The following is a 25,543-nucleotide window of genomic DNA, read 5'->3' as shown; positions in this document are numbered from 1 at the left end:
TCGACCCATGCCCGAACAGAATGAACAGAAAAAGCCCCAGGCACCGACTTTCAACCCGAAGGTCAAGGAGACGATTGCGGCCTTCAAAGAGGACAACAGCCCCAAAAATCTGAACAATATTTTAAACGAGCTGGTGCGCTCGCCGCTGCTGGCCCCTGCCGTGTTTGATTTACAGGGCCAGCCTGCGCCCAAGCCCGATGCGGATGGCCGTGTGCAGCTGCCCAAGGATACCAAAATCAGTCTGGTCATGGTCAACAGCCCCGAGGGCAAGCACTACTACCTGGCTTTCAGCGATTGGGATGCCGTACACGAGTGGCAGGCCAAGCAGCCCAAGGCTGCGCAGCAGATTATCCTGCTGCGCTTTGACGACTACGCCAACATGATTGCCAAGAACACCGACGCCTCCGGTCTGGTCGTCAACCCCGGCGACAACAGCCTGCGTCTGGAACGCCCGCTCATTGAGTCCGTCAAGAAGCAGAAGGACGAAGTCGCCAAGAAAATTGTGGAAAAAATGGCCGAGCAGAAGGCCCAGCAGGAAGCGCACCGCATCCATCCCGGCGACAAGGTTACGCTGGTGGAGCCCAGCGTGCTGCCTGATGCCATGATCGACCCGGTCTGCGAGGTGCTGGCCGGTGCGCCCGGCGTTGGTTCTGCCTATCTGCAGGTCATGATTGTCAATGGCGAGGCTCGCAGCTACTTACTGGTTCTGGATGGTCCCAAGGACGACAAGCTGTTCGCCGCCGTGGCGCAGGCTGCCCGCCCATACCTGGCCAGCCGTGAGAAGAAGATGGACTTGAACATTACAACGTCTGTTTCTCCGCTGGGCCAGCAGGGTATGCGCGGCAGTGAGCCATTCTACCGCAAAGGCATCGGCCGCGTGATTGAGGAGGATGACGACGAATGAGCGTGAAGCGCCTGCTGGACTGCACGCCCAGTGACCTAGCTGCGTACAGCAAAACCGACCTGCTGGCGGCCATCGCAGGCAGCGAAGGCCGCGTGCTGGCCTGTGAGACCATTGGCCTGACGCCGCCGCTGCTGGTGGACGTGACGAACGCCGAGTATGCGGCTTCTTTGAGTGCGGACATTCTGCTTTTGAATATGTTTGATGTGCAGCACCCGGTCATCAATGCACTGCCCAAAGTACCCGAGGAAGAGACTGTGCGGGAAATCAAGCGCCTGACGGGCCGCGTGGTAGGCATCAATCTGGAGCCCTGCGACCCACAAGCCGCAAAAAGCAACGATGGTACGCTGTGGAAGATGAGCAGCGGCCGCCTTGCCACCGCGGAAAACGCCAGCCGCGCTGCCGATATGGGCGTTGATCTTATCGTGCTGACCGGCAACCCTGGCAACGGCGTCAGCAACGAATTGATCGTTGAATCGTTAAAAGATATTTCTGCCGCCGTTGGCGACCGCGTGATGCTGGCCGCCGGCAAGATGCACGCATCCGGCGTAGCAGGGGAAGGCGGGGAACAGATCATGACGCCCGCCGACGCCGAGGCATTTATGGCCGCTGGTGCAGATATCATTCTGCTGCCCGCACCCGGTACCGTGCCCGGCATCACGCAGAATTACGCGCATGATTTGATCAAAGTGGTACACAGCCACGGCAAATTGGCGCTGACCGCCATCGGCACTTCGCAGGAAGGCGCGGACGTCGCCACAATCCGTCAAATTGCGCTGATGTGCAAGATGGTCGGTGCGGATATCCACCACATCGGTGACACCGGCGTGCCTGGTATGGCCTTGCCGCAAAATATCATGGCGTATTCGATTGCCATTCGCGGTGAGCGCCACACTTACCATAAGATGGCGCAATCCATCAATCGATAAAAAATCCCACCCATAGGAAGCATTATTTGCTCCTGCGGGTGGGATTTTTTGCTTATTGAAGGTTGCGATAGTATTCCGACTGGCCGTCATACAGCGTCTTTTCTTGCAATCTGTCAATCATATTCAGCTTGACCTTAATGACCGCGATCGCGGCCTCATTTTTCTCGGCGTTCCAATCCTGCTTCAGCAGCAGCAAACCGCGATAGTAGTCTTCTGTGCGTTTCATGCACTCGCGCAGCAAGTCAATTTCATCCGGCCGCAGGGAAAGATTGATTTTGCCAGCAGTATCCGCTTTCGACTCTTGTTTGGGCTCCTGTGGGACTTCTTGCTTTTTCTTATTGAACAGCGCCATTCGTAACCACACTCATTTCTTTCGGATTAGTTTGACAACGAACACGATAATCGCAATCGGAATCACAATTTGAATAACCAGGGCAATCAACATTGACAGCAGCGAGGTCGTCACGATCAGTGTGCCGATAAGCATACCGCTGATGATGCGCCACACCCACGCAAACACCAGCAGTGCAATAATGCCCAGTAGAATTTTTATGATAGTATCCTTGTTCATGAGTTTGCAGCTCCTTTTTATTTAATCATAGCAGATTTTCTGTAAATTGCAAGATTGATTTTTGGCTTTTGGAGATTGGCAGCCCATACCATGCGGTTGAGGTTTTATGGCCGGGCACAGCTAACTGGCTCCACAGGCCCACGGAGGGCTTGTTTTGGCCTCCCTACATTTCGCTAAATTTGCATTTAGCGAAATAGTATGTTATGCCTTTTACAGAACGTATAAGTCTCTCCTTTTGACTTTTTAGGTTGTTTTGTATGAATATTCATGCCTATGCAAAACTGCTACGCATTGTAATATGCACGACTGCTTGCGTTTCTTATAACTCTGTGAAATTGACGTCTCGTCCCCAACTGTGCTACAATAAAAAAGCAGAAACGGCATTTCGGCACGTTTCCGCAATTTGAATCTAACTGAGGGCTTGTGTTTTGAGCAGTTATATTGATGTCGTCCACCCGGATCGCCATGCACCGTATCTGGACATCCCCAACGATGTAATTGAATACCTTCACTATCTTGATTTCGTGAAGCTGCGCTCCCCGCGCACTGTCAACGGTTACTATCTCGATCTGCGCGGGTTCTTCCGCTATATGATGCTGCAATGGGATCGCGCGGATGATGCCGCACCCCCCGAGAAAATCGACCTGACTGGCATATCAACCAGGGACATTGCCGGTATCACCAAAAGGGATATTTTTGGCTACCTGGACTACGCCCGCAATGCGGACAACGGCCCCAAGGCCCGCGCCCGCAAATTGAGCGCCTTAAAGGGCTTCTTCCATTATATGTGTACCCAGGTCAACAAACTGACCGTCAATCCCACGGAAAATATCAGCCTGGGCACACCGCAAAAGGCACTGCCCAAGTACCTGACCGAAAACGAAGCCGTTGAATTGTTAAAAAATATACAAAGCGATTTTTATGAGCGGGATTACTGTATCATAACGTTATTTTTAAACTGTGGCATGCGCCTTGCCGAGCTTGTAACCATCGATTTGAGCGATTTTCGCGATGATACGATCCGCATTGTCGGCAAAGGCAACAAAGAGCGACTGGTCTACCTGAACGATGCCTGCTTATTTTCCTTGCAGCGCTATAAAAAAGCCCGCGCTGCCCTGCCGAATCTCGCCGACAAGGATGCCTTGTTCGTCTCCAAGCGCACCGGCAAGCGGCTTTCGGCGCGCCGGGTCGAGCAGATCGTCGCACGTTGCCTGCAAAGTGCAGGTTTGAGCGGGCGCGGATTTTCGCCCCACAAGCTGCGCCACACCGCCGCCACACTTATGTATCAGGGCGGCGTGGATATGCTGGCTTTAAAGGAAATTCTGGGTCACGAAAACGTCTCCACAACGCAGATTTACACCCACATCAACCGTGACCAGCTACGCCAGGCGGTGGCCTCTTCCCCGCTGGCCGACAAAACGTTTGAAGGACAGCCGTCAGCGCCCGATCTTGGCAGTGACGAAGGCGAGGAAAGTCCAGATGGCACTGAAAACAGCTGACAGCACCAGCGCCGCGCCGAACCGCACGGCCAGCCGCCGCAGCGTGCCAGGCGTTTCCCGCGTGGCGCGGCCGCATATAACATTAAGCAGTTCCCCTGCCAGGCGTGCCGACCAGCCCGCCAGCCACAGGCAAAAAAACAGCGTTGCCGCGTCGGAACCGATTGTTGCTAATCGGTACTGCACCAGCCCCGCCGCGCCGTTCACCGCTGCCACCGAGGCCGCGCAGTAGCCCAGGAACACGCCGCGCGCCGCAAACAGCAGCGCCAACAAGCCCACGCCCAACACACAGAAGCCGCACAAAAATACTGCGGTCAGCTGTAAAAAGCTCACCGAAAATTCTGTCCCGAAAATTGCTGCGAACGCTGCATTTTCGGGACTTTTTGTGTAATACGCCGCCAGCTGCTGCCCCAGCGCCGAAACACCGCCCCGCCCCAGCCAGATGCCCGGCAGGTAGCCAGCCAGGAACATCGTGCCAAACAGCCACACCGCGCCGCTGTGCGCCGTTCCCGCGCACTCTCGGCGCGGTCGTTCTGCCCGCCGGGGCAACAGCAAGGCTGGGCGGCGCAGTGTCGTCTGTGCCGCCCGCATCAGCGGCTCCCCCGCAAGGCCGCCAGCGCACCGCCCAATAGACCGCCCAGCAGCAGGGCCATCGGCAGCATGGCGTTTGCCCCCTGCCAGTCCAGCTCACCGCTGGCTGCCAATGTCGCTGCCATCAGGCAGACCGTATAAAACGCACCACAGCCCAGACCGCAGAGCAGCAGCTTCTGTTTCAGCCTGCCCGCCAGTACCCGGGCCGATACCGCCGCACCGATTGCCGCCGCCATACATGCCATTGGGCGCACCGCCGCCAGCGGCAGACCCGTGTGGGTCAGCAAAAACGCTCCCAGCGCCAGCAGCACCATACACGCCCCCACGCCGCAGCCAAAGGCAAGCAGCACTGCCATCACAGCCGGATTTTTTGCCGCAGCTCTGCCTTGTTTCGGTCTTTGCAGATTTTTTCCACCCATAACAAAACGCCCCCTTGCACAGTCAACACTATGCAAGAGGGCGTTAGTTTTATGTCAGATTACTTCTTGACCGGGGTGGATTTGCTATCCTTGCCGGCATCCAGCTTCTCCACAGAGGAAATTGCAGTGCGGCGGAAACGAATCTTGGTGCGGTCGCTGCCAGTCTCGATGACGATGGTGTCATCCTTATCAGCGATGGCGCAGACGATGCCGACAATGCCGCCAATGGTGGTGACCTTATCGCCGATCTCAATAGAGCTGCGCATGGCGGCGTCCTTCTTGTCCTGGCGCTTCTGCGGCAGGTAGATCAGAATGACCATGAAAACGATAATGAGAATCATCGGCAGGAAGCTGATGAGCATTTCGGCAGTGGTAGCCGTGCCGTTAGCGGCATTCAAAAACTGGATCATAGCAAGTATACTCCTTAAAAATAACGATTTCTTCTATTATATCGAATATGTGCGCATTGTGCAAGCGTTTTGCACGAAAAATCAGATGCGGGTGTCAAGTTTATGCACATAGGTGTCGTGGAACTGCTGGAAGGTGCCGTTGTCCAGCGCCTCACGGATGCGCTCCATCAGGTGGTTGTAAAAATACAGGTTGTGCATAACGGCCAGACGCATCCCCAGCAGCTCGTCCGCTTTCTGCAGATGGCGGATGTACGCGCGGGAGAAGTTGCGGCAGACCGGGCAATCGCAGCGCGGGTCAATGGGCGACTCGTCGCGCTCATATTTCAGGTTCTTGATGTTGATGATGCCGTCCCAGGTGAACAGGTGGCCGTGGCGGGCGTTACGGCTGGGCATAACGCAGTCGAACAGGTCAACACCGCGGTAGACGCCCTCGATGATGTTGCCCGGGGTGCCGACGCCCATCAGGTAGCGAATCTTGTTTTTCGGCGCAAACGGTTCAACAGCAGAGATAACATCGTACATGACCTCGGCAGGCTCGCCCACCGCCAGACCTCCGATGGCGTAGCCGTCCAGATCATACTCAGCAATCTGCTTCATATGCTCGACGCGCAGATCCTCAAACGTGCAGCCCTGGTTGATGCCGAACAGCAGTTGATCCGGGTTGACGGCCTTTTCCTCATGCTTGAGGCGGTTCATTTCGTCCTTGCAGCGCAGCAGCCAGCGTGCCGTGCGGGCACAGCTGTTCTTGGCGTACTCGTAGGTGGCCGGGTTCTCAACGCATTCGTCAAAGGCCATGGCGATGGTGGAGCCGAGGTTTGCCTGAATCTGCATGCTCTGCTCCGGCCCCATGAAAATGCGGTGGCCATCGAGGTGGGAGTTGAAGGTGACGCCCTCCTCGGTGATATGACGCAGCTTGGCCAGGCTGAACACCTGGAACCCGCCGCTGTCAGTCAGAATGGGGCCGTCCCACTTGGTAAACTTGTGCAGGCCTCCCATCTCGGCCACTAGCTTGTCACCCGGGCGCAGGTGCAGATGATAGGTATTGCACAGCATGACCTGTGCGCGGATATCCTTGAGATCCAGCGCCGACAGGCCGCCCTTGATGGCGGCAGCTGTGGCGACGTTCTGGAACGCCGGGGTCTGTACCGTACCGTGGACCGTGGTAAACTCACCGCGGCGAGCGGTACCTTCCTGTTTGATAAGGCGGTAAGGCATAGGTTTCTATCTCCGTTTTAAAATGATTCATCCGAAAAAGGCGGCGCAGGGGGCTTTTTTCCCTGCACCGCCTAATAGATTATTATAAAAGAAAAATCGTGATTCGTCAACCGTAAAACGGCAGCCCAACGACCCTTTCACAGAACTATTTTACCATATAGCGCAAAATGGTTTTGAGCTTGCTTTTTTCTGTGCGGTTGGCGTTATTCAGATAGATTTCCCTGTGGCAGCTTTCCGCACGTGTCAGACTGAGGGCGCGTGCAAATTTGTCCAGCATTGCAAAAGACACCAACTCATCATCATACGCGCCAATGTGCAAAATCTGCACGCAGGTTCCGCCCTGCACGATTTCAAAGCGGATTTCTTCCAAGAGCGGGTTCGGCTTTTTGACTTTTGCGCATTCCAAAGCCGCATCTATGCGGTCTTTCTCAATAAAGCCCGGCTGACGTATCATGAGAGTGTACCGCAGATTTTCTTTTACAAGCTCGTCCCCTTCAATTTTCTGCCAAACACCCTCCAAGGGGTACACGGCAAAATCGTCAATACCGCCTTGCGCAGCTTTTTTGTAAGCCATTTTGACCGCATAGGCCACCGAATACAGCGCCGACACACGGTTGGAAAAATCTGCGTCATTCGGGTTTCCCTCTCCGCTTATCATAATGTAATTTTGTTCCGGGACTGTCACCACAGCGGGGACTGTTTTTGCGCCGTAAAGTTCCTTCTCCTGCTTTTTCCATTCGTATTTCATAAAAAGCGCCTCCTTTCGCTTTTCATGATACCGCAGAAAACTTGACGTCCTGTGTCAGGTTTTATATTTTCCCGCCATGTGGACCAGCATTTCTTTCATGTTGTGCCGCAGTGCGTCAGGCTCCAGAATTTCTACTGTATCGCCAAAAGACAAAATATAGCTGTACAGCGTTTTTTCTGGCAGATTAACGACCACGTACAGGTTCCCCTGCGCGTCTTTCGTTACGGTGTCGGCAAATTCGTCATAGACACGGAAGGCCGCCTCGGGAGAGAATTTCAGCTTTACCGGGATAAGTGGTTCGTTTTGGATGCTTGCTTTTGATGCAGGAGTGTCCGCCACTTTGCGCAGAAAAGTTTCTGACAAAATTTCCAAATCTTTGATTCGTGTCAATTTGAAAAAACGAAAGTCGTTCCGCAAACAGCAGAAGCCGTACAAGTACCAATCTTTGCTTTTGAAAACCAGCTTATACGGCTCCACCGTGCGGGCCGTGCAGTCGCCCTCTCCTGAGAAATACGAAAATTTGATTTTATGGTGGCTTAAAATAGCGCCCTTGATTTGGTCAAACACGTCTGCTTTTGCGGTGTTTTTGTGCCAGTCGGAAAAGTCGACTTCTATCCAGTCTGCGTGCTGTGCCCGGAAAAGTCCACCCACTTTTGCAAGCAGTTCATCGCTCTGCCTGTTTTCTGCGACGGAAAGCCCCTGTAACGCCATGAGGATTTGCTCTTTTTCCTGCGGTGACAACAGTGATTTGTCCAGCACAAACTCCGGCAGAAGGAAGATGCCGCCGCCCTTTCCCTGCGTGGTGTAAATCGGTATTCCGGCGACGCTGAGGACGTCCAAATCACGGTAAATCGTCCTGACGGAGACTTCCAGTTTTTTCGCCAGCTCGGGGGCCGTGGTCCTGCCTTTGTCCAACAAGTAATACACAATTTTGAACAATCTGCCCTGCTCCATACAGCGTTCCCCCTCATCATAGCAAAAGCGCCGAAGGCTACCCCGGCGCTTTTGAGAAGTTGTTTTCTTTTACCGAATTACCGAATGAACATCGCATCACCAAAGCTAAAGAAGCGATACTTTTGCTCGACAGCGACCTTATACGCTGCCATAGTCTTATCATACCCATAGAACGCGGCGATCAGCATAATGAGCGTGCTCTCCGGCAGGTGGAAGTTTGTGATCAGGCCATCGATGGCGTGCAGCTCGATACCGGGATAAATAAAAATGCTCGTGTTGCCGCTGCAGGGTACGATCTTGCCGTAGCGGTCCCAGACGGATTCCAGCGTGCGGCAGCTCGTGGTACCCACAGCAATAACACGGTGCCCGGCGGCGCGGGTGTCGTTTATGAGCTTTGCTGTCTCCTCGCTGACTGAGTACCACTCGCTGTGCATCTGGTGGTCCTCGATGGATTCTTCGTTCACTGGGCGGAAGGTGCCAAGACCGACGTGCAGCGTGACCTCGGCGATGTTGACACCGCGGGAGCGGATGGTGTCCATCAGCTGCGGGGTAAAGTGCAGGCCCGCCGTAGGCGCAGCAGCGCTGCCCAGCTCCTTCGCATAGACGGTCTGGTACTGGCTCTGATCCTCGAGTTGCTTCGTGATGTAAGGCGGCAGCGGCATCTTGCCAAACTCGTCCAGTTTCTCGTACAGCGTCTCGGTATCGTAGGTGAACGTCACGTATTTGTTGCCGTCGGGCATCGTCTCGTCCACCACAGCGGTCAGGCTGCCGTCGCCGAATTCCACCTTTGTGCCGGGCTGCATCCGCTTGCCGGGGCGGGCCAGACACTCCCATGTATCGCCCTTGACCTGACGCAGCAGCAGCAGCTCACAAACCGCACCCGTGGGAACCTTGGTGCCCATCAGGCGGGCAGGCAGCACCTTGGAGTTGTTGACGACCAGCAGGTCGCCCTTTTCCAGATAGTGCGGCAGTTCGTGAAAGACCGAGTGCAAGATTTTGTCATTTTTGCGGTCCAGCACCATCAGGCGGGCAGCATCGCGGGGATTGGCGGGTTCCTGGGCGATGAGTTCTTTCGGCAGGTCATACCAGAAATCTTTTTTCAGCATATTTTCTCATCCTTTTTCACTTTAAAGCGCTATTGTCTTGACATTCCTATGCAGGAATATTATAATGAATCCAAACACAGAGGCGCGAAGCACATCAGTACCGTTTTCCTTATCCCCTTGCCAAGGGCGGAAACCGGGAAAGGGTCCTTCGCCGAAGGTGATGCGCGGCACGCATCCGCCTGGGTCCGCAGCCAAACAGGTGCGGGACTGTCACACTGTAAATCAGTGTGTTGCGCTGTGTTATATGCAATATGATATTATATTGCATTTTGTGCCGGTTTTCAAGCCGGTTTTTTTATTATCTGTGCAAATTTTTACGGGAACACGCATAGGTATAAGGAAGGGTATCGTGAAAGGAAGGTCTTAGTCAGGATGAAACAGTACAATGTTGGTGTTATCGGTGCAACCGGTATGGTCGGCCAGCGCTTTATCACGCTGCTGGAAAATCACCCCTGGTTTAATTTGGTTGCCCTCGCGGCCAGTGCACGCAGCGCAGGGAAAACCTATGAGGAAGCCGTCGGCAGCCGCTGGCTGATGCAGACTCCCATGCCCGAGAGCGTTAAAAAGATGGTCGTGCTGGACGCCGCCAACGTGGAAGAAGTCGCCTCCAAGGTCGATTTCGTATTCTGCGCCGTCAACATGAAGAAGGACGAGATCAAGGCGCTGGAAGAAGCCTACGCCAAGGCCGAGTGCCCGGTCGTGTCCAACAACAGCGCCCACCGCTTCACCCCTGATGTGCCGATGGTCGTGCCTGAGATTAATGCTGACCACATCGAGATTATCCCCGCCCAGCGCAAGCGCCTGGGCACCAAGCGCGGCTTTGTGGCTGTCAAGTCGAATTGCAGCCTGCAGAGCTATGTGCCTGCCCTGCATCCGCTGCGCAAGTATGGCATCACCGACGTGCTGGTCTGCACCTACCAGGCCATTTCCGGCGCTGGCAAGACGTTTGATACCTTCCCTGACATCCTCGACAACGTCATCCCCTACATCGGCGGCGAAGAGGAGAAGAGCGAACAGGAGCCGCTGAAGCTGTGGGGCCACATCGAGAACGATAAGATCGTTCCTGCCACTGCGCCCCGTTTTACGGCCCAGTGCCTGCGTGTGCCGGTCTCTGACGGCCACATGGGCGCAGTGTTCGTGCGCTTTGAAAATAAGCCCAGCAAGGAAGAAATCTTGCAGGCCTGGAAGGAGTTCCACGGCCCGGCACAGGATTTGAACCTGCCCAGCGCCCCGAAGCAGTTCCTGCATTACTTTGAGGAAAACGACCGCCCGCAGCCCAAGCTCGACCGTATGCTTGAAAACGGCATGGCTGTCAGCATCGGCCGCCTGCGCGAGGATACCCAGTACGATTACAAATTTGTCTGCCTGTCACATAACACGCTGCGTGGTGCTGCCGGCGGCGGTGTGCTGCTGGCTGAACTGCTGGCCGCCAAGGGCTATTTTGACTGATTTGCTGCGCCAAGCAGCTTTGGTGTAAGGAGAAATTCGTATGAAGAAACCCGTTTTTACAGGAGCCGCCGTGGCCGTCATCACCCCGATGAACGCAGACGGCAGCGTCAACTATGACGAACTGGGCTGCATCATTGAGGACCAGATTGCCCATAGCACCGACGCCATCGTCATCTGCGGCACGACCGGTGAGTCCCCGACACTGACCGACGAGGAGCATACCGAGTGCATCCGCTATACGGTCAAAAAGGTTGCCGGGCGCGTGCCTGTGATCGCGGGTACCGGCTCCAACGATACCAAGTACGCCATCTGGCTGTCCCAGCAGGCTGAGGCCGACGGTGCCGACGCCCTGCTGCTGGTCACGCCCTACTACAACAAGACCAGCCAGGCAGGCCTTATCGCCCACTACACGGCCATTGCGGACGCGGTGCACCTGCCCTGCATCCTGTACAATGTGCCCAGCCGCACCGGCTGCAACCTGACCCCCGCCACGCTGGCCGAGCTTGCCAAACACCCGAACATCAACGCCGTGAAAGAGGCCAGCGGCAACATCAGCCAGGTGGCTGAGATTGCGGCGGCCTGCGGGGATAACCTGAACATCTACTCCGGCAACGATGACCAGATTGTGCCGCTGCTGGCACTGGGCGGCAAGGGCGTCATCAGCGTGCTGTCCAACGTCGCGCCCCAGTACACCCACGACATCTGCGCCAAGTGGTTTGCAGGTGACACCGCCGGGAGCCTGTCCATGCAGCTGAAAGCCCTGCCTCTCATCAAGGCGCTGTTTGCCGATGTAAACCCCATCCCGGTCAAGTGGGCCATGAACCGCCTGGGCTGGCAGGCCGGTGAATGCCGTCTGCCGCTGGTCGCCCCCTCTGCCGCTGTGCAGGCACAGCTGGAAAACGCCATGCAGGATTTCGGCCTGCTGAAATAATTTCACAGCCGACCCACTGCATTTTTGCGGGTCGGCTTTTCGCTTTTTTCACGAAAGGACGTAACAATGACGGATATCATCATTCAGGGCATCTATGGCCGCATGGGCCGCGCCCTGCTGGAAAAAATCGGTGCGCGTGACGACTGCCGTGTTGTGGCCGGTGTTGACCGTGATGCGGGCAATGTGGGCGGCATCCCGGTCTACGCAGGCTTTGCCGAGCTCCCCTGCAAGGGCGTTATCATCGACTTTTCTTCCCCCGCCGGGGCAGTGGCCGCCGCACAGTACGGTGCAGAGAACGGCCTGCCCTGCGTCATCTGCTCCACCGGCCTGTCCAAGGAGGATGAGGCCGTGCTGGAGGCCGCCAGCGCCAAGGTGCCCATCTTCCGCAGTGCAAATATGTCGGTGGGCGTGAATGTGCTGATCGAACTGGCCCGCCAGGCCACGAAGATCCTTGGCGGCGAGTTCGACATTGAAATTGTCGAGAAGCACCACCACAACAAGCTGGACGCCCCCAGCGGCACGGCACTGATGATTGCCGATGCTATCAACGCCGAGGCGGGCGGCAAGTATGAGTACGTCTACGACCGCTCCCAGGTGCGCCAGAAGCGCGGTGTGCAGGAACTGGGTATCAGTTCCATCCGCGGCGGCGGCATTGTGGGCGAACACGATGTGCTGTTCTGCGGCCCCGACGAGGTCGTGACCCTGAGCCACAGTGCAGGCAGCCGCGGTGTTTTTGCCGATGGTGCCGTGCAGGCCGCGCTCTACATTGCAGCGCTGGCCCCCGGTTACTACACGATGACCGACCTGCTGCGGGGTAAACTCGTATGCGAATGAAAGGCAACGACCTTGCCGCCTGCCTGGTAATTGCGCTGGGCGTGGGCGGTACAATAATTGGCTCCCTGTTGGCCCCAGTCAATGAGCCTGTGACCCTGCCTGCCGTCAATCCGCAGCCGGTCATGATGGAAACGCCTGCCCCGGAACCTACCACTACACCGGAGCCAACGCCCGAGCCGACACCCACCGTGGAGACCGTGCATTTTTCCGCGACCGGCGACGACCTGATCCACGACGGTATCTTCTTGCAGGCGAAAGAACGAGGCGGCGATCACTACGATTTTGACGCCGCCTATGCCGCGATGCAGGGCTACTACGACCAGTTTGACGTGAACTGGCTCAATCAGGAAACGCTTGTCAACGATGAGTTTGCCGCCAGCGGCTACCCGATGTTCTCAACGCCCGGGGCCATCACCGACACGCTGTATAATCTGGGATTCCGGGTGTTCAGCCTGTCCAACAATCACAGCTACGACAAGGGTGCGGCAGGTATTGAGGCTTCCATGGCGCACTGGGCCGCCATGCCGGACGATGTCGTCACGATGGGCTTTTACAATCTCAGCACCTACGACGACTACGTCTACCAGACCGTCAACGGCATCACTTTCGGCTACCTCTCCTACACCGAACACACGAACGGCCTGCCGACGCCCTCGGGCGCGGAGTACGGCGTTGTGTACCTCGACGACCGGGAGACGATTGCCAAGCAGATTGCCGATATGCGCCCCAACTGTGATGTGCTCATCGTCAGCGCCCACATGGGCACCGAAGGCACGCACGAGATCAACGACTTCCAGAAGCAGACCGCCCAATGGCTGGCTGATCAGGGCGTTGATGTTATCATCGGCACCCACCCCCATGTGGTGCAGAACGCCGAATGGCTGACCGGGGCCAACGGCAACACGACCTTTGTGGTGTACAGCCTGGGCAACTTTATCAACGCCCAATCTTCGGCCGACAATACCATCGGTGCGATTCTGGACGTTTACTTTGACAAAACGACCCAGCCGGACGGCAGTTCCAGCATCACGATACGCGACCCGAAGCTGCACTGCGTCATCAGCCAGTATGAGGCCGGCTACAAGAATATCCGCGTCATCCCGTACAGCCAGTATACCGACGAACTGGGCGCAGCCCACGGCGTGTTTACCCTCTCCCGCGCATACATTGAAAGTGTGCTTTACGGTGCGATTGATGAGCAGTTTATTACGTTGGATTAACATATTGCATAGAAAGGATGATTGTTTATGTACGGTGTCAGCAAAATCAACAGTGAGCAGAACATCATGCTCACCACCTTTCCCGGTGCGCAGTACAGCGCCAAAAGCCTGGCCGAGCATCTGGACGTGTTCGCCAAGGCAGGCATTGTGGTGGATATGATCTGCCAGAGCGCCCCGCGCGGCGCAGCGGTGGACTTCAGCTTCACCACGAGCTATGACAACTTTGCCGCTGTCATGAAGGCCCTGCCCGCTGCGGCCAAGGCCAATCCCCCGCTGGTTTCCGGCGGGTACAGCAAGATCAACCTCTTCGGTGAGGAAATGGTCACAAGCTGCGGCGTGGCCGCCCGCGCCCTGGCTGCCCTGTCCGGTGCCAATGTCGAGATCGTGCTCATCACGACCAGCGACCTGGACATTTCCCTGCTCATCCGCCAACAGGACGAGGACGCCGCCCTCGACGCACTGCACAAGGCGTTTGCGGTGTAATTTAATAGCAGAAGCAGCAACCCCGCCGGGCTTTTCTTTTGGGAATGCCCGGCGGGGTTTATTTTGTTTTGGTGATGCAAAGCTTACTATGCACTTCTGTTATCGAATTTCCGTAGAATTACACCGCCTTTTCCCCACGACGGTAACACTTTGCCGCCAAAAACGACAGGAACACGGCTGCATACATCACGGCGCTGACGCCCACGTCCGTCCAACGGATGACCTGGTTGGAGATATCCGCCGTGCCTGTCCAGACGAGAATCATATTATTGTTCAAATAATGCAGCAGTATGGGCACCCAAATGTTTTTGCCGCATTTTTCGTAGGCGAATGTGAAAAACACGCCAAGCGTCATACAGACAACAAGCTGCGACGCGATACTCTGCAAGGTTGTTTCCGGGCTGTAAAAGAACAGGTTCAGCGGCAGATGCCACAAGCCCCACAGAACACCCACGGCCAGCGCACCGCGCCGCGCACCGAAGCGGTTTTGCAGGGCGGGCGTCAGGTAGCAGCGCCAACCGTATTCCTCGCCAAAGAACGGCAGGAAGGACAGAAAGAAATTGGGAATCAGCGCCATCGCCATGATCCACGGTGTGGGGCTGCGCCAGTAGGCCAGGTAGTTGGCCCAAGTATCCCCGCCCTGCATTGCCACCGAGAGGAACACCATGCCGGTCTTGACGGCGAGGAAGTACACGCAGATAGCAAGTGCCGTCAAAAATTTGCCGTGCAGGCGCAAGCCGTAGGCTTCACGGCGCTCCTTTTTCTCGGTCAGCAGCAGTATCCAGCCCAGCGCCGAGGCAATAATAATGACAACGTTGGCAATGGTCAGCCACCCCGTCTGCGGCATAGCCACGGACAACACACTCATAACCAGCATCAGCACGGCGGACACGATGTGCAGACTGTAAAACCGCTTGGGCGTATCCGGCCGCCGCGCCAGCAGGAAGGCCAGCATGACACCCGCCGCCGGGTAGAACATCTGGGCGTTGGCAAAAATGCTTGTATCCTGCCCGTTCTGCAGGCAGATGTATAAGAGCGGCATCATCAGAAACGGCACCGCATAGGCACAAACGGCAAAGACGGTCAGCTCGCGTTTATTCGTTTTCATCGTCGTCCTCCTTGGGGTTTTCCAACTCAGCGTGGCGCTTTTTGTAAGCCTTCATGCTGAGCTGCAGCAATGCAAAGCACAGCACCCAGGTACAGACCCCCATGATGACCGCCTGCAGCACCGCAATGCCCGTGCCAAGTGCTGCAAATTTGATAAGCCCCCACACAAACACGGCAGCACCGCCCGCAACGGACACAACGGCATTGGTTTTTGTGTTCGGCTTGAAGTGGCGGTCCCAGATACCGGCACGCAGATCACTTATGACCGAATAGGCACTCCCCAGCATAAAGATAAACCATTCTGCCGCCATCTCCCGCGGGGCAAAGCCCAGCAGACTTTCGATGATAAGCGCCGCCAGCAGCAGCATCCACAGCCCCCAGAAGCCGCGGGACTCGATCTTCAAAAGGGTCTGTTTTTGCATTTCGTCCAGATTATCACGTTTCAGAAATTCTCTCAGATTCATTGCTTATTCCTCCCAGAACAGCTCGTCCAATGTCTTTCCCAGCACCCTGCAGATGCTGCGGCACAGGTTGATTGTGGGGTTATACTCCCCTTTTTCAATGGCGTTAATGGTCTGGCGGGACACGCCCACCGCCGCCGCCAGATCCGCCTGCGTCATATCGCGCACGGCGCGGGCGGCCTTCAGCTTCAGTTTTTTTGCCATAGCCTTACGTTCCTTTCCTCTTGCTGTGGCTTTACTATATCATTTGCATTACATTTTGTCAAGTATATCTTACTTTTTGAAATTTATATTTTGCACACAAAACACATACTTGCGGCAAGCGGCCCGCTGTGCTATGATAGTTTTATATTATGATAAAGGAAGTTTGGCTATGAAGTACAGCTTTCCCGCTTTTGAAAATGGATTCATCCGCGCCGCCGCAGCCAGCCCCGCCCTGCGCGTGGCCGATTGCGCCTACAACGCCGACCAGATCATCGGCGTCATGCGCGAATACGCCGAGAAAAACGTCCAGCTGCTCTGCCTGCCGGAGTTTGCGCTGACCGGCTACACCTGCAGCGACCTGTTCTTGCAGGAAACGCTCCTGCGCGGGGCCGAGGACGGCCTTGCCGCGATTTTGAAAACCAGCGAAGGACTGAACCTTGTTGTCCTCGTCGGGCTGCCGGTACGCCACAACGGCAAGCTCTACAACTGCGCGGCAGTACTCTGCAACGGTGAACTGCTGGGCCTTGTGCCGAAAATGCACCTGCCCAACTATGGCGAATTTTACGAGAAGCGCCACTTCATCCCCGGTATGCGTGAGCCGGAGTGCACTGAGCTGGCCGGGCAGGAAACGCTGATTGGCACGAACCTGTTGTTTGCCTGTAAGCAGATGCCCGCCTTTGTGCTGGCCGCCGAGGTGTGTGAGGATCTGTGGGCACCCGTCCCGCCCAGCTGCGCCCATGCGCTGGCAGGGTCCACGGTGGTGGCGAATCTCTCTGCCAGTGATGAGACGGTCGGCAAAGCCGCCTACCGCCGTGAGCTGGTCTGCGGGCAGAGTGCGCGGCTGCTCTGCGCCTATCTCTACGCCGATGCCGGCCACGGGGAAAGCACCACCGACATGACCTTTGCCGGGCACAACCTGATTGCCGAGAATGGCAGTCTGCTGGCCGACACCGCCCCCTTTGCGGGTGAGGACGCCGTGACCGAGCTGGACCTGGGCCGCATGGTACAGGAGCGCCAGCGCAACACGACCTTTATGCCCGAGACGGACGGCTATACCACCGTGGAGTTTGAGCTGCCGCCGGTAGAGTTTGCCCTGACGCGCCCTGTTTCCTGCACGCCGTTTGTGCCGCAGGACGCCGCCACCCGCACCGAGCGGTGCGAGCTGATTTTGCGCATCCAGGCTGAGGGCCTTGCCAAGCGTATGGAGCACACCCACGCCAAATGCGGGGTGATCGGCATCTCTGGCGGGCTGGACAGCTGCTTGGCCCTGCTGGTGGCCGTGCGCGCCTGCAAGGTGCTGGGCCGCGACCCCAAAGATATCATTGCGCTGACGATGCCCTGCTTCGGCACGACGAGGCGCACCCGCTCCAACGCCGAGATTTTGTGCGAGGCTCTGGGCGTGACCTTTGGCGAAATCAACATCACCGAGACCGTCAAGAGCCATTTTGCCGACATCGGCCAGCCCGCCGACAAATACGACGTCACCTTTGAAAACTGCCAGGCCCGCGTGCGCACGCTGGAACTGATGGACTATGCCAACAAAAACGGCGGCTTTGTCATCGGCACCGGCGACTTGAGCGAGCTGGCATTGGGCTGGGCCACCTACAACGGCGACCACATGAGTATGTACGGCGTCAATGCCGGCGTGCCGAAAACGCTGGTACGGCATATCGTGCAGTATGTGGCTGACACCTGTGGCAACGATACGCTGCGGGACGTGCTGGTGGATATCCTGGACACGCCGGTCAGCCCCGAGTTGCTGCCCACCGCCGCCGACGGCACGATTGCCCAGCAGACAGAAAAGCTCGTTGGTCCGTATGAATTACACGACTTTTACCTCTACTACGTGCTGCGCTTTGGGTTCAGCCCAACGAAGATTTACCACCTGGCCCGCACGGCCTTTGACGGCAAGTACGAGCCGGAAGTGCTGCTGGCCTGGCTGAAGAATTTCTACCGCCGTTTCTTCGCCCAGCAGTTCAAGCGCAGCTGCCTACCCGACGGCCCGAAGGTCGGCTCTGTCACGCTGTCCCCCCGCGGCGACTGGCGTATGCCTAGCGACGCCTGCAACACCCTGTGGATGGCCGAGCTGGAAAAGTTGGAAGTTTGAGTGATACAAAAAAGTCCGAAACCGTTTTGCTCGGTTTCGGACATTTTTTATCTTTCTATTTTTTCGATTTCCGCGTTCAGCGCGTCGTAGGTGTAAAGCGTATTGAGAATTTGCAGCAGCTCTTTTTTGCTCAGGCGCGGCGGCAATCCAAGGCGACGCAGTAAGACGCGGCGGTTGTCGGCGCTGTTGGCCGTGCCGGAAATGCCCCACTCGTACAGGTCGGTATACGTTATGGGCCGCAGCTGTGCGGTTTTCTGCTGACAAGTAGTTTTGCTTGCCAGCGCTGTTTCCAGCCCCTTCAAAATCAAATCATTGTTCACGCCCTCGACACCCAGCAGACCTTCCTTGCCGGGTTCCGCCTTGCGGGATTCCTTACCGGGGATGGCGGGCACATAGGCTTGCAGCACATTTTCTGCGCCCACTAACCCTGTGACGAAGTGACGTATCTTAAACCCCGCCGCGTCAGAGTCGGTCAAAATGATAAGTCCCTGCGCCGCGGAAATGCGTTTGAGCAGCTTTTGCAATGCGCCGTCCCTGAACACGCGGAAGCCATCGGTCGTCAAGATCGTGCCATCCACAAGATTTGCCAGCCGCGCGGCGTCATATTTTCCCTCCACCAGAAGGGCCTGTTCCAATTTCAGCATCACGCCCTCCCTGCCAGCGCCAACTCGCACAGGGCCTTCTGCATCAGCAGTTCTGCGTCCAGCTTGCTGCTTTTCAGGTCAGTGTCCAACTTTTGCAGGATGTGCAGGCAGCGTTCGAGCTGGCCGCGCTTGAACCGCGAGGCCGTGCGCTCAGTGTTGTTAAGGCGGTAGTTCCAGTTGCCCTTGTAGCCGAAATCTTTTGCCACATCGGCCAGACTGCGGCGGCTGCGGCGGCCCAGCAACACACGGTACAAATCGAGATAGTTTGCGATGAGTGCGCCCGTGATCATGATGGGATCATTTTGCAGCGCCAGCAGCGTTTTCATTTTTTGCTGGGCCTTGTCGGCCTGGCCGCCGGTCAGCAACTTGACCATGTCAAAGGTATCTGCGTCCAGCGTCACGGTGCCAATCTCGCCCACCATCTGCGGCGTGATAGTGCCGTAGTTTGCCAGCGCAGCCAGTTTTTCCACCTCGTTTTTCAAAAGGAACTGATCGTCGCCGCAGCGGGTCAGCAGGGCGTCTTCTGCCCCCGGCGCAAAGACAGCGCCACTCTCCTTCGCCCAGCCCCGGGCCATAGCCTGCAAGGCCGCACCTGTGGGCTTGTTGATCTGCACGCAGTAGCCGAGCTTTTCACAGCAGCTGATGAGCTTTTGCTCCCGCTTGCCGGGGCGCAGCTTGCCGTAGCTTTCCTCGACGACGCTCGTCATCACAAAGATGGCGTTCTCGGTGTCAGACAGCGTATCGCAAAGCTCCTGTAAATCCTTGTCCGAGTAGGTCGAGGGACGCACCAGCGGCATCAGCACCAGACGCCGCCCGCCGAAAAAGGAGATCGTACCGGCAGCCAGCACGATTTCCTCCACAGCGGGTGTCGGTCCGTCCAACACGGTGGTTTCGGGGTCATCCTGGTTCAGGAATTTCAGCGCCTTTTGCGCGGCGTTGTGGACGAGTGCTTCGTCCGATGCGTAAAAATAGTACAGTCCGCAGCCCGCTTTCAGACGCTTATTGAGTTCATTTTCACTGTACAGCAACGGTCTGTGCCTCCTCCCAAAATATGCTGCGGCCGGGGCGCAGGGTCAAGCCCGGCTCCTCTTCGCCATAGCGCAGTGTGCAGTTTTCGGCTTTGTCCAGCCATTTCGGCGCGGTGCTGGTGTACAAAACGGTGTCTGGCTGCACGGCGTCCGGCCAACTGCCCGGTGCGCAGAGCACATCCACCCGCACAGGCTCCGCCAGCTGGATATTACCCGCACCCACGGCGATATGCCGCCCGCCCACCTCCAGCACGGCGAGGCTGGCACTTTTATTATGATACAGGTCCAGCGCCAATCCGTCAAGCACCGGGCGTGTTGCAAAGTCGGGCTGTTCCTGCATCGTCACGACCTCGGCGGCGGCGAAGTCCAACTCGGTGGGCTTGGCCCGCAGGTCAACAAGCAGGACCGGTTTGCCCCGGCTGCGCCCGGCAAGGTAGTTTTTCACGGCGGCCAGGTTGCTCTCCCCGCCGCGGAAAAACACCACCGTCTTTCCATTCTGCACGCAGACCACGCAGGGGTTGTTGGCCGCACCCACGAGAGCCAGCTGCACAACGTCCCTTTGCATCCACAGTCCCATGCCCACAGCCAGCACCGCGCAGGCGGCCACTGCGGGCAGGCAGGCCCGCAGCTTTTTAGCATGCCAGTAGGCAGCCGCCAGCATACCCAGCACCGCCAGCACAAACAGCGTGTACCGCTGCGGCAGGCAAACCGACGCGAACGGCAGCGCGGCACAGCGCTCTACCAACCAGAGCAGTAGTTTAAGCCACAGACTTAGCAGCAGCGCGGTCAAGTTCGTAAACGGCAGCAAAAACGGTACAGCGCTGACTGCCAACAACAGGATACCCATTTGCAGCGCGGGCTGCAGCATCCAGACGACCAGTACGTTACAGACAAGCCCCGCCAGGCTGGCAGCCATGCCGTGGGCTACCAGCACCGGCAATGTGGCAAGGCTGGCAAGCGCGGCACTCTGCACCGGCTCTGCCAGGCGGCAAAGCAGCCTGACTGCGGCGGGCTTGTCCTCCGCTGCCCGCTCCTCGGCGCGGGTCAGCGCGGCGGCTGCCTGTACGCCCAGCACGGCGCAGAAGGACAGCTGAAAGCCGATATCGCAGGGCGCGTAGGCGTTTTGCAGGCCCATCAAGATAGCCGCAAAGCCGGTTGCCGTCAGCAGGTCGAACGGCAGCAGCAGGAAGTCCCCCGCCAGCGCCACCGCAAACACCAGCCCTGCTCGCAGCACCGAGACAGGCACCCCGGTCAGCAGCACATAGAACAGCGCCACCGCGCCGCGCAGGATGATGAGCGGCTTGTAAAATTTCCACCTGCGGCCAAAGCTGAACAGCCCGCAGAGCAGCGCCAGGTGCAGCCCCGATACCGCCAGCAGGTGCGACACTCCCGCTGTGCGGAAGGCCTGCTGTACGGCATCGTCCAAGCGGCTTTTATCTGCCAGCAGCATGGCGGTTTCCATGCCGTCCAGCTGCCGGGGCAGCCAGCGGCGCAGGACAGCGCTCCACCGCTGGCGCAGCCGGTACAGCGCAAAGCGCGGCGCACGGCTTGCCGCAAGGGGCTGGTAGCTGCCCAGGTATTCCGCCTGCAAATAGACGCCCTTGCTGTTGCGGCTCAGGCGGTATTTGTTGTCGGGCAGTTCTGCCAGGGCAAACTGCGCCTTGAACCGCTCCCCTGCATTCTCCCCGGGGAATGACGAACACTGTACCCGGACATTGGCGGGCCTGCCGTCGATTTCAGTCAGCCGCAGCGTGCCGCGCAGTCTGCTCTCGCTGTACGAGGCATCGGCATCTGTCTCAACGACCGCCGTGCAGGTCACAGTCTGCCCGGCCAGCGCCCTGGCGGGCCGCACCCAGACAAGGGAGAACACCAAAAACCACGCCAGGCCACACACCGCCCCCAGCAGGGGTATCCCATGATCTCTGCGCCTTTTCCTGCTGAAAAAGGCCAGCCATACCAAAAATGCCGCCGCGGGCACACAGACCAGCGGCGGCAGAATGGCCGCAGCAAGCTCAGCCCCGGCAAAACCGAGACCGAACCAACCGAGCTTTCGTTTCATTGCTTAGTGCAGGAAGAGCGGCAGCGGCTCTAGGAAGAAGATGTCGGTGCGCTTGGCAGCATCGCCCTCGGCGAGTGCTGCACAGCAGCCGACGACGGTGCCGGTGCTCTTGGCGGCCAGCGTCTCCAACGCGTGCAGAGAGCCGCCGGTGGAGATAACGTCATCCACGATCAGGATGCGCTTGCCGTCCATATACTCGATATCCTTCTTATCGATGACCAACATCTGCTTGCCGGCGGTGGTGATGGACTGATCCTCGATAATGACGGGCTCGCGCATATACAGCTTCGGGCCTTTGCGGGCAGGGATCCAATATTTGCCGCTTTGACGTGCCATTTCGTAGGCCAGTGGGATGCCCTTTGCCTCGGCGGTCAGGATAACGTCAAACTCGGGGGCCTTTTTCAGCAGGGCTGCGGCGCAGGCCTCGGTCAATTCAACATCGCTGAACATGATGAAGGCAGCAATGTCCATGTGGTCATTGACCTTGCAGATGGGCAGTTCGCGGGTCAGGCCTGCAATATGCAGTGTATAGGTATCTGCCATGTTGGTTTACCTCTCTTTATAATTTCACGAGTGTGCTTACAGCGCCCGGCATCAGCCCGGAGGCCATGCAAGGCTGCGCTTTGCCAGCACATGGAAGTGCAGGTGCTTCACGCTCTGGCCGCCGTCGGCGCCCACGTTGGTGACAACGCGGTAGCCGCTCTCATCGACGCCCAGCTTTTTGCACAGCTGCGCAATAACGGCGTAGATGTGGCCCAGCAGTGCGGCGTCATCCTCGGTCAGGGCTGCGGCAGACGCGATGTGCTGCTTGGGGATAACCAGGAAATGCACTGGAGCCTGCGGGTCAATGTCGTAGAACGCCAGCAGTTTGTCATCCTCGTACAGCTTGTTCGAGGGGATATCGCCCGCGGCGATCTTGCAGAACAGGCAATCCTCCATTCGGAATCCCTCCTTTGCTGTGGATTTTATCGTGGAAAATTACTGATTCATTTCAGCCTTGACGATCTCGGGCACAGCGTTCAGTGCGTCGTCGATCTTGCTGGTATCGCGGATACCGGCCATGGCGAAGTCGGGCTTGCCGCCGCCGTTGCCGCCTGCGATGGCAGCGATTTTTTTGACGAGAGCACCGGCTTTCAGGCCGCGGGCCAGGGCGTTTTTGGAGACGCCGACGGCCATCATCGTCTTGCTGCCGTCGCTGCCAATGAGAACCGTAACAGCATTGGGGGCCTTGTCGCGGACCTTATCGACCATATCGCGCAAGGTGTCAGCACCGGTGCCGGTCAGGTAAGCGGAGACGATGCGCACACCGTCGATGTCGGCGGCATTCTCAAACAGACCATCGATCTTGGCAGAGGCCATCTGGGCCTTGAGGATTTCCAGCTGCTTGGCTGTCTCTTTCAACTCGGCAGCCAGGGCCTCGGCGCGGGCCGGGGCGTCCTTCAGGTTGTTGGCCTTCAGGGCAACAGCGGTCTTGGCCAGCGTCTCGGTGCGGTCATCCAACAGGTCCAGCACGCCGAAGGCAGTGGTGGCCTCGATGCGGCGGATACCGGCGGCCACGCTGGACTCGCTCAAAATCTTGAAGCAGCCAATTTGTGCGGTGTTGGTCACATGGGTGCCGCCGCAGAACTCGGTGCTCCAGCCGCCAGCGTCGACAACGCGGACAACGCTGCCGTACTTCTCGCCGAACAGTGCCATAGCACCCATCTTCTTGGCTTCCTCGATGGGCAGGTTCTTGACGGTGACAGGCAGAGCCTCGTAAATCTTCTCGTTGACACGGCGCTCGACCTCAGCCAGTTCAGCCGGAGAAACCGCGCTGAAATGCGTGAAGTCAAAGTGGGTGATGCGGTCGTCCTGGTAGCTGCCGGCCTGGTGGACATGCTCACCCAGAACCTCGCGCAGGGCCTTCTGCAGCAGGTGGGTGGCGGTGTGATTGCGGCAGATGGCGGCGCGGCGTTTTTCATCGACAGAGGCCGTGACCTCGTCGCCCCCATGGATGGTGCCGTCCAGCAGCTCACAGGTGTGGACGAAGTAGCCCTTCGGGGTCTTTTTAACCTGGGTGACTTTCAGCTTGGCGTCTCCGCTGACCAGATAGCCATGGTCAGCGACCTGGCCGCCCATCTCGGCGTAGAACGGCGTGCGGTCCAGAACGACCAAAACGCCGTCCTTGGCCTCGCCTGCCTCGTCGGTGGCGATGGCGTCAACCAGCTCCTCACCGTCGGACAGGGCCAGGACCTTGGCCTTCTCGCTCAAGGTCTCGTAGCCGTCAAACTGGGTGGCATCGGCGGTCAGCTCGCCGAACAGGTCAGCGCTCCAACCAGAGATATCCTTTGCCAGACGCTCGGCGCGGGCGCGCTCACGTTGCTTGGTCATTTCGATGTGGAACGCAGCCTCGTCGACGGCCAGGCCTGCCTCGGCGGCGATCTCGCGGGTCAGATCAAGCGGGAAACCGAAGGTATCGTTCAGCTTGAATGCCTCAACGCCGGACAGAACCTTCTCGTGGGTTTCCTTCAGGCGGCCCATCATGCCGGTCAGGATGTTCAGGCCAGCGTCGATGGTGCGGCCAAAGCGCAGTTCCTCGGTGCCGATGACCTTTTTGATATAAGACTCATGCTCGCGCAGCTCGGGATAACCCGCTTCGCTGGACTCGATGACAGTGTCAACCAGCTCGGTCAGGAAGGGGCGGTTGATGCCCAGCATACGGCCGTGGCGGGCAGCGCGGCGTAGCAGACGGCGCATGACGTAGCCGCGGCCCTCGTTGGAGGGCAGGATGCCGTCGGAGGCCATAAAGACGGTAGCACGGATGTGGTCGGTGATAACGCGGATGGAGATATCGTCCTTCTCGTTCTCGCCGTACTTCTTGCCGGCAATACGCTCGACGTGGTTCAGAACAGCGGCGACGGTGTCGACCTCGAACAAGTTGTTCACGTCCTGCATGACGACGGCCAGACGCTCCAGGCCCATGCCGGTATCGATGTTGGGCTTAGCCAGCAGTTCATAGTTGCCCTTGCCGTCGGCGTCATACTGGCTGAACACGAGATTCCAGATCTCCATGAAACGGTCGCAGTCGCAGCCGACACCGCAGGTGGGCTTGCCGCAGCCATATTTCAGGCCGCGGTCGTAGTAGATTTCAGAGCAGGGGCCGCAGGGGCCGGAGCCGTGCTCCCAGAAGTTATCCTCTTTGCCCAGGCGGACCATGTGATCTTCGGGGATGCCGACTTCCTTCGTCCAGATATCGTAGGCCTCGTCGTCGTCCTGGTAGACGGAGATATACAGGCGGTCAGCGGGGATTTCCAGTTCCTTGGTCAGGAACTCCCAGGCCCAAGGAATGACTTCCTTCTTGAAGTAATCCTGGAAGCTGAAGTTGCCCAGCATCTCAAAGAAGCAGCCGTGGCGGGCCGTGATGCCGACGCGCTCAATATCCGGGGTACGGATGCACTTCTGGCAGGTGGTCACACGGTGGCGCGGAGGCTCCTCCTGGCCGAGGAACCATTTTTTCATGGGGGCCATGCCGCTGTTGATCAGCAGCAGGCTGGGGTCATCTTTCGGCACCAGCGGGAAGCTGCCCAAGCGCAGGTGGCCCTTCGTCTCAAAATAATGCAGGTACTTCTCGCGAAGTTCGTTCAATCCGGTCCATTGCATAGGTTGTGTTCTCCAATCCATAAAATTGCGAATAAGT

General features: G+C 57.7%; 27 protein-coding genes and 1 riboswitch. Of the genes, 9 read left to right on the top strand and 18 right to left on the bottom strand.

The window, feature by feature from the left end:
* The first annotated feature begins 7 nt into the window (after positions 1-7).
* Complete coding sequence (locus GPK89_RS05690; RefSeq protein ID WP_215691966.1) at positions 8-904, top strand: enhanced serine sensitivity protein SseB C-terminal domain-containing protein; 897 nt, start codon at positions 8-10, stop codon at positions 902-904.
* A complete protein-coding gene (locus GPK89_RS05685; protein WP_215691965.1) occupies positions 901-1,830 on the top strand; it encodes a haloacid dehalogenase-like hydrolase in 930 nt (309 codons plus the stop codon). The genes GPK89_RS05690 and GPK89_RS05685 overlap by 4 nt, the downstream gene beginning before the upstream one ends.
* A 52-nt stretch (positions 1,831-1,882) precedes the next feature.
* Here the strand turns inward: GPK89_RS05685 and GPK89_RS05680 are convergent, their stop codons facing one another.
* Both GPK89_RS05680 and GPK89_RS05675 read right to left on the bottom strand, forming a co-directional pair.
* Positions 1,883-2,182: a hypothetical protein gene (locus GPK89_RS05680; RefSeq protein WP_215691964.1), complete on the bottom strand. Its 300-nt coding sequence runs from the start codon at positions 2,180-2,182 to the stop codon at positions 1,883-1,885.
* A 12-nt stretch (positions 2,183-2,194) separates the two neighbouring features.
* Positions 2,195-2,401 (bottom strand): hypothetical protein, encoded by a 207-nt coding sequence (locus GPK89_RS05675; RefSeq protein ID WP_215691963.1) that lies wholly within the window; start codon positions 2,399-2,401, stop codon positions 2,195-2,197.
* Between the two features lie 428 nt (positions 2,402-2,829).
* Between GPK89_RS05675 and GPK89_RS05670 the strand changes: the two genes are divergently transcribed.
* Positions 2,830-3,900: a tyrosine recombinase XerC gene (locus tag GPK89_RS05670; protein WP_215691962.1), complete on the top strand. Its 1,071-nt coding sequence runs from the start codon at positions 2,830-2,832 to the stop codon at positions 3,898-3,900.
* On the opposite strand, the gene GPK89_RS05665 is transcribed toward GPK89_RS05670, so the two are convergent.
* The 7 genes from GPK89_RS05665 to queA form a co-directional block, all read right to left on the bottom strand.
* The gene (locus tag GPK89_RS05665) at positions 3,838-4,488 is read right to left on the bottom strand and encodes a hypothetical protein (protein WP_215691961.1); all 651 of its coding nucleotides are present in this window, start codon (positions 4,486-4,488) and stop codon (positions 3,838-3,840) included. The genes GPK89_RS05670 and GPK89_RS05665 overlap by 63 nt on opposite strands.
* Positions 4,488-4,907, bottom strand: coding sequence for a TIGR04086 family membrane protein (locus tag GPK89_RS05660; protein WP_215691960.1), 420 nt, complete (start codon positions 4,905-4,907; stop codon positions 4,488-4,490). The genes GPK89_RS05665 and GPK89_RS05660 overlap by 1 nt, the downstream gene beginning before the upstream one ends.
* Before the next feature lie 59 nt (positions 4,908-4,966).
* Positions 4,967-5,317, bottom strand: a complete 351-nt coding sequence (gene yajC / locus GPK89_RS05655) for a preprotein translocase subunit YajC (protein ID WP_215691959.1) — start codon at positions 5,315-5,317, stop codon at positions 4,967-4,969.
* Between the two features lie 81 nt (positions 5,318-5,398).
* Positions 5,399-6,532 carry a tRNA guanosine(34) transglycosylase Tgt gene (gene tgt / locus GPK89_RS05650; protein ID WP_215691958.1) on the bottom strand — a complete coding sequence of 378 codons (1,134 nt, stop codon included), beginning with the start codon at positions 6,530-6,532 and terminating at the stop codon, positions 5,399-5,401.
* 145 nt (positions 6,533-6,677) lie between these two features.
* On the bottom strand, positions 6,678-7,280 hold the full coding sequence (locus tag GPK89_RS05645; protein WP_215691957.1) for a GyrI-like domain-containing protein: 603 nt from the start codon (positions 7,278-7,280) through the stop codon (positions 6,678-6,680).
* Positions 7,281-7,334: 54 nt separating this feature from the next.
* A complete protein-coding gene (locus tag GPK89_RS05640) occupies positions 7,335-8,234 on the bottom strand; it encodes a helix-turn-helix transcriptional regulator (protein WP_215691956.1) in 900 nt (299 codons plus the stop codon).
* 77 nt (positions 8,235-8,311) lie between these two features.
* A complete protein-coding gene (gene queA, locus GPK89_RS05635; protein WP_215691955.1) occupies positions 8,312-9,340 on the bottom strand; it encodes a tRNA preQ1(34) S-adenosylmethionine ribosyltransferase-isomerase QueA in 1,029 nt (342 codons plus the stop codon).
* A gap of 69 nt (positions 9,341-9,409) precedes the next feature.
* A riboswitch (Lysine riboswitch) is annotated at positions 9,410-9,586 on the top strand.
* 126 nt (positions 9,587-9,712) lie between these two features.
* Here queA and asd point away from each other — a divergent pair.
* From asd to GPK89_RS05610, 5 genes are all read left to right on the top strand, one after another.
* Positions 9,713-10,789, top strand: coding sequence for an aspartate-semialdehyde dehydrogenase (gene asd, locus GPK89_RS05630; protein WP_215691954.1), 1,077 nt, complete (start codon positions 9,713-9,715; stop codon positions 10,787-10,789).
* A 40-nt stretch (positions 10,790-10,829) separates the two neighbouring features.
* The gene (dapA, locus tag GPK89_RS05625; RefSeq protein ID WP_215691953.1) at positions 10,830-11,720 is read left to right on the top strand and encodes a 4-hydroxy-tetrahydrodipicolinate synthase; all 891 of its coding nucleotides are present in this window, start codon (positions 10,830-10,832) and stop codon (positions 11,718-11,720) included.
* Between the two features lie 66 nt (positions 11,721-11,786).
* Positions 11,787-12,554 (top strand): 4-hydroxy-tetrahydrodipicolinate reductase, encoded by a 768-nt coding sequence (dapB, locus tag GPK89_RS05620; RefSeq protein ID WP_215691952.1) that lies wholly within the window; start codon positions 11,787-11,789, stop codon positions 12,552-12,554.
* Positions 12,545-13,774 (top strand): CapA family protein, encoded by a 1,230-nt coding sequence (locus GPK89_RS05615; RefSeq protein WP_215691951.1) that lies wholly within the window; start codon positions 12,545-12,547, stop codon positions 13,772-13,774. Before dapB ends, GPK89_RS05615 begins: the two co-directional genes overlap by 10 nt.
* A gap of 27 nt (positions 13,775-13,801) precedes the next feature.
* Positions 13,802-14,257, top strand: a complete 456-nt coding sequence (locus tag GPK89_RS05610; RefSeq protein ID WP_215691950.1) for an ACT domain-containing protein — start codon at positions 13,802-13,804, stop codon at positions 14,255-14,257.
* Between the two features lie 118 nt (positions 14,258-14,375).
* On the opposite strand, the gene GPK89_RS05605 is transcribed toward GPK89_RS05610, so the two are convergent.
* The 3 genes from GPK89_RS05605 to GPK89_RS05595 are packed head-to-tail and all read right to left on the bottom strand — an operon-like array spanning position 14,376 to position 16,029.
* Positions 14,376-15,365 (bottom strand): CPBP family intramembrane glutamic endopeptidase, encoded by a 990-nt coding sequence (locus GPK89_RS05605; protein ID WP_215691949.1) that lies wholly within the window; start codon positions 15,363-15,365, stop codon positions 14,376-14,378.
* Positions 15,352-15,828, bottom strand: coding sequence for a DUF6773 family protein (locus tag GPK89_RS05600; RefSeq protein WP_215691948.1), 477 nt, complete (start codon positions 15,826-15,828; stop codon positions 15,352-15,354). The genes GPK89_RS05605 and GPK89_RS05600 overlap by 14 nt, the downstream gene beginning before the upstream one ends.
* A 3-nt stretch (positions 15,829-15,831) precedes the next feature.
* On the bottom strand, positions 15,832-16,029 hold the full coding sequence (locus GPK89_RS05595; protein ID WP_215691947.1) for a helix-turn-helix transcriptional regulator: 198 nt from the start codon (positions 16,027-16,029) through the stop codon (positions 15,832-15,834).
* 169 nt (positions 16,030-16,198) lie between these two features.
* Here GPK89_RS05595 and GPK89_RS05590 point away from each other — a divergent pair, with 169 nt between their 5' ends.
* Positions 16,199-18,136, top strand: a complete 1,938-nt coding sequence (locus GPK89_RS05590; RefSeq protein ID WP_215691946.1) for an NAD(+) synthase — start codon at positions 16,199-16,201, stop codon at positions 18,134-18,136.
* Between the two features lie 47 nt (positions 18,137-18,183).
* On the opposite strand, the gene GPK89_RS05585 is transcribed toward GPK89_RS05590, so the two are convergent.
* From GPK89_RS05585 to alaS, 6 genes are read right to left on the bottom strand one after another with little or no spacing between them, the layout of a single operon-like run.
* The gene (locus GPK89_RS05585) at positions 18,184-18,780 is read right to left on the bottom strand and encodes a toprim domain-containing protein (protein ID WP_215691945.1); all 597 of its coding nucleotides are present in this window, start codon (positions 18,778-18,780) and stop codon (positions 18,184-18,186) included.
* Positions 18,780-19,808, bottom strand: coding sequence for a DNA polymerase III subunit delta (holA, locus tag GPK89_RS05580; protein WP_215691944.1), 1,029 nt, complete (start codon positions 19,806-19,808; stop codon positions 18,780-18,782). The genes GPK89_RS05585 and holA overlap by 1 nt, the downstream gene beginning before the upstream one ends.
* Positions 19,795-21,867, bottom strand: a complete 2,073-nt coding sequence (locus GPK89_RS05575) for a ComEC/Rec2 family competence protein (protein WP_215691943.1) — start codon at positions 21,865-21,867, stop codon at positions 19,795-19,797. Before GPK89_RS05575 ends, holA begins: the two co-directional genes overlap by 14 nt.
* Positions 21,868-21,870: 3 nt before the next feature.
* Complete coding sequence (locus GPK89_RS05570; protein WP_215691942.1) at positions 21,871-22,410, bottom strand: phosphoribosyltransferase family protein; 540 nt, start codon at positions 22,408-22,410, stop codon at positions 21,871-21,873.
* Positions 22,411-22,461: 51 nt separating this feature from the next.
* Positions 22,462-22,806 carry a histidine triad nucleotide-binding protein gene (locus tag GPK89_RS05565; RefSeq protein WP_215691941.1) on the bottom strand — a complete coding sequence of 115 codons (345 nt, stop codon included), beginning with the start codon at positions 22,804-22,806 and terminating at the stop codon, positions 22,462-22,464.
* Between the two features lie 39 nt (positions 22,807-22,845).
* Complete coding sequence (alaS, locus tag GPK89_RS05560) at positions 22,846-25,506, bottom strand: alanine--tRNA ligase (RefSeq protein WP_215691940.1); 2,661 nt, start codon at positions 25,504-25,506, stop codon at positions 22,846-22,848.
* Positions 25,507-25,543: the final 37 nt, after the last annotated feature.

The organism is Gemmiger formicilis, assembly GCF_018784445.1.
GTDB lineage: Bacteria > Bacillota > Clostridia > Oscillospirales > Ruminococcaceae > Gemmiger.
This window is presented reverse-complemented; position numbering and strand designations above follow the sequence as displayed.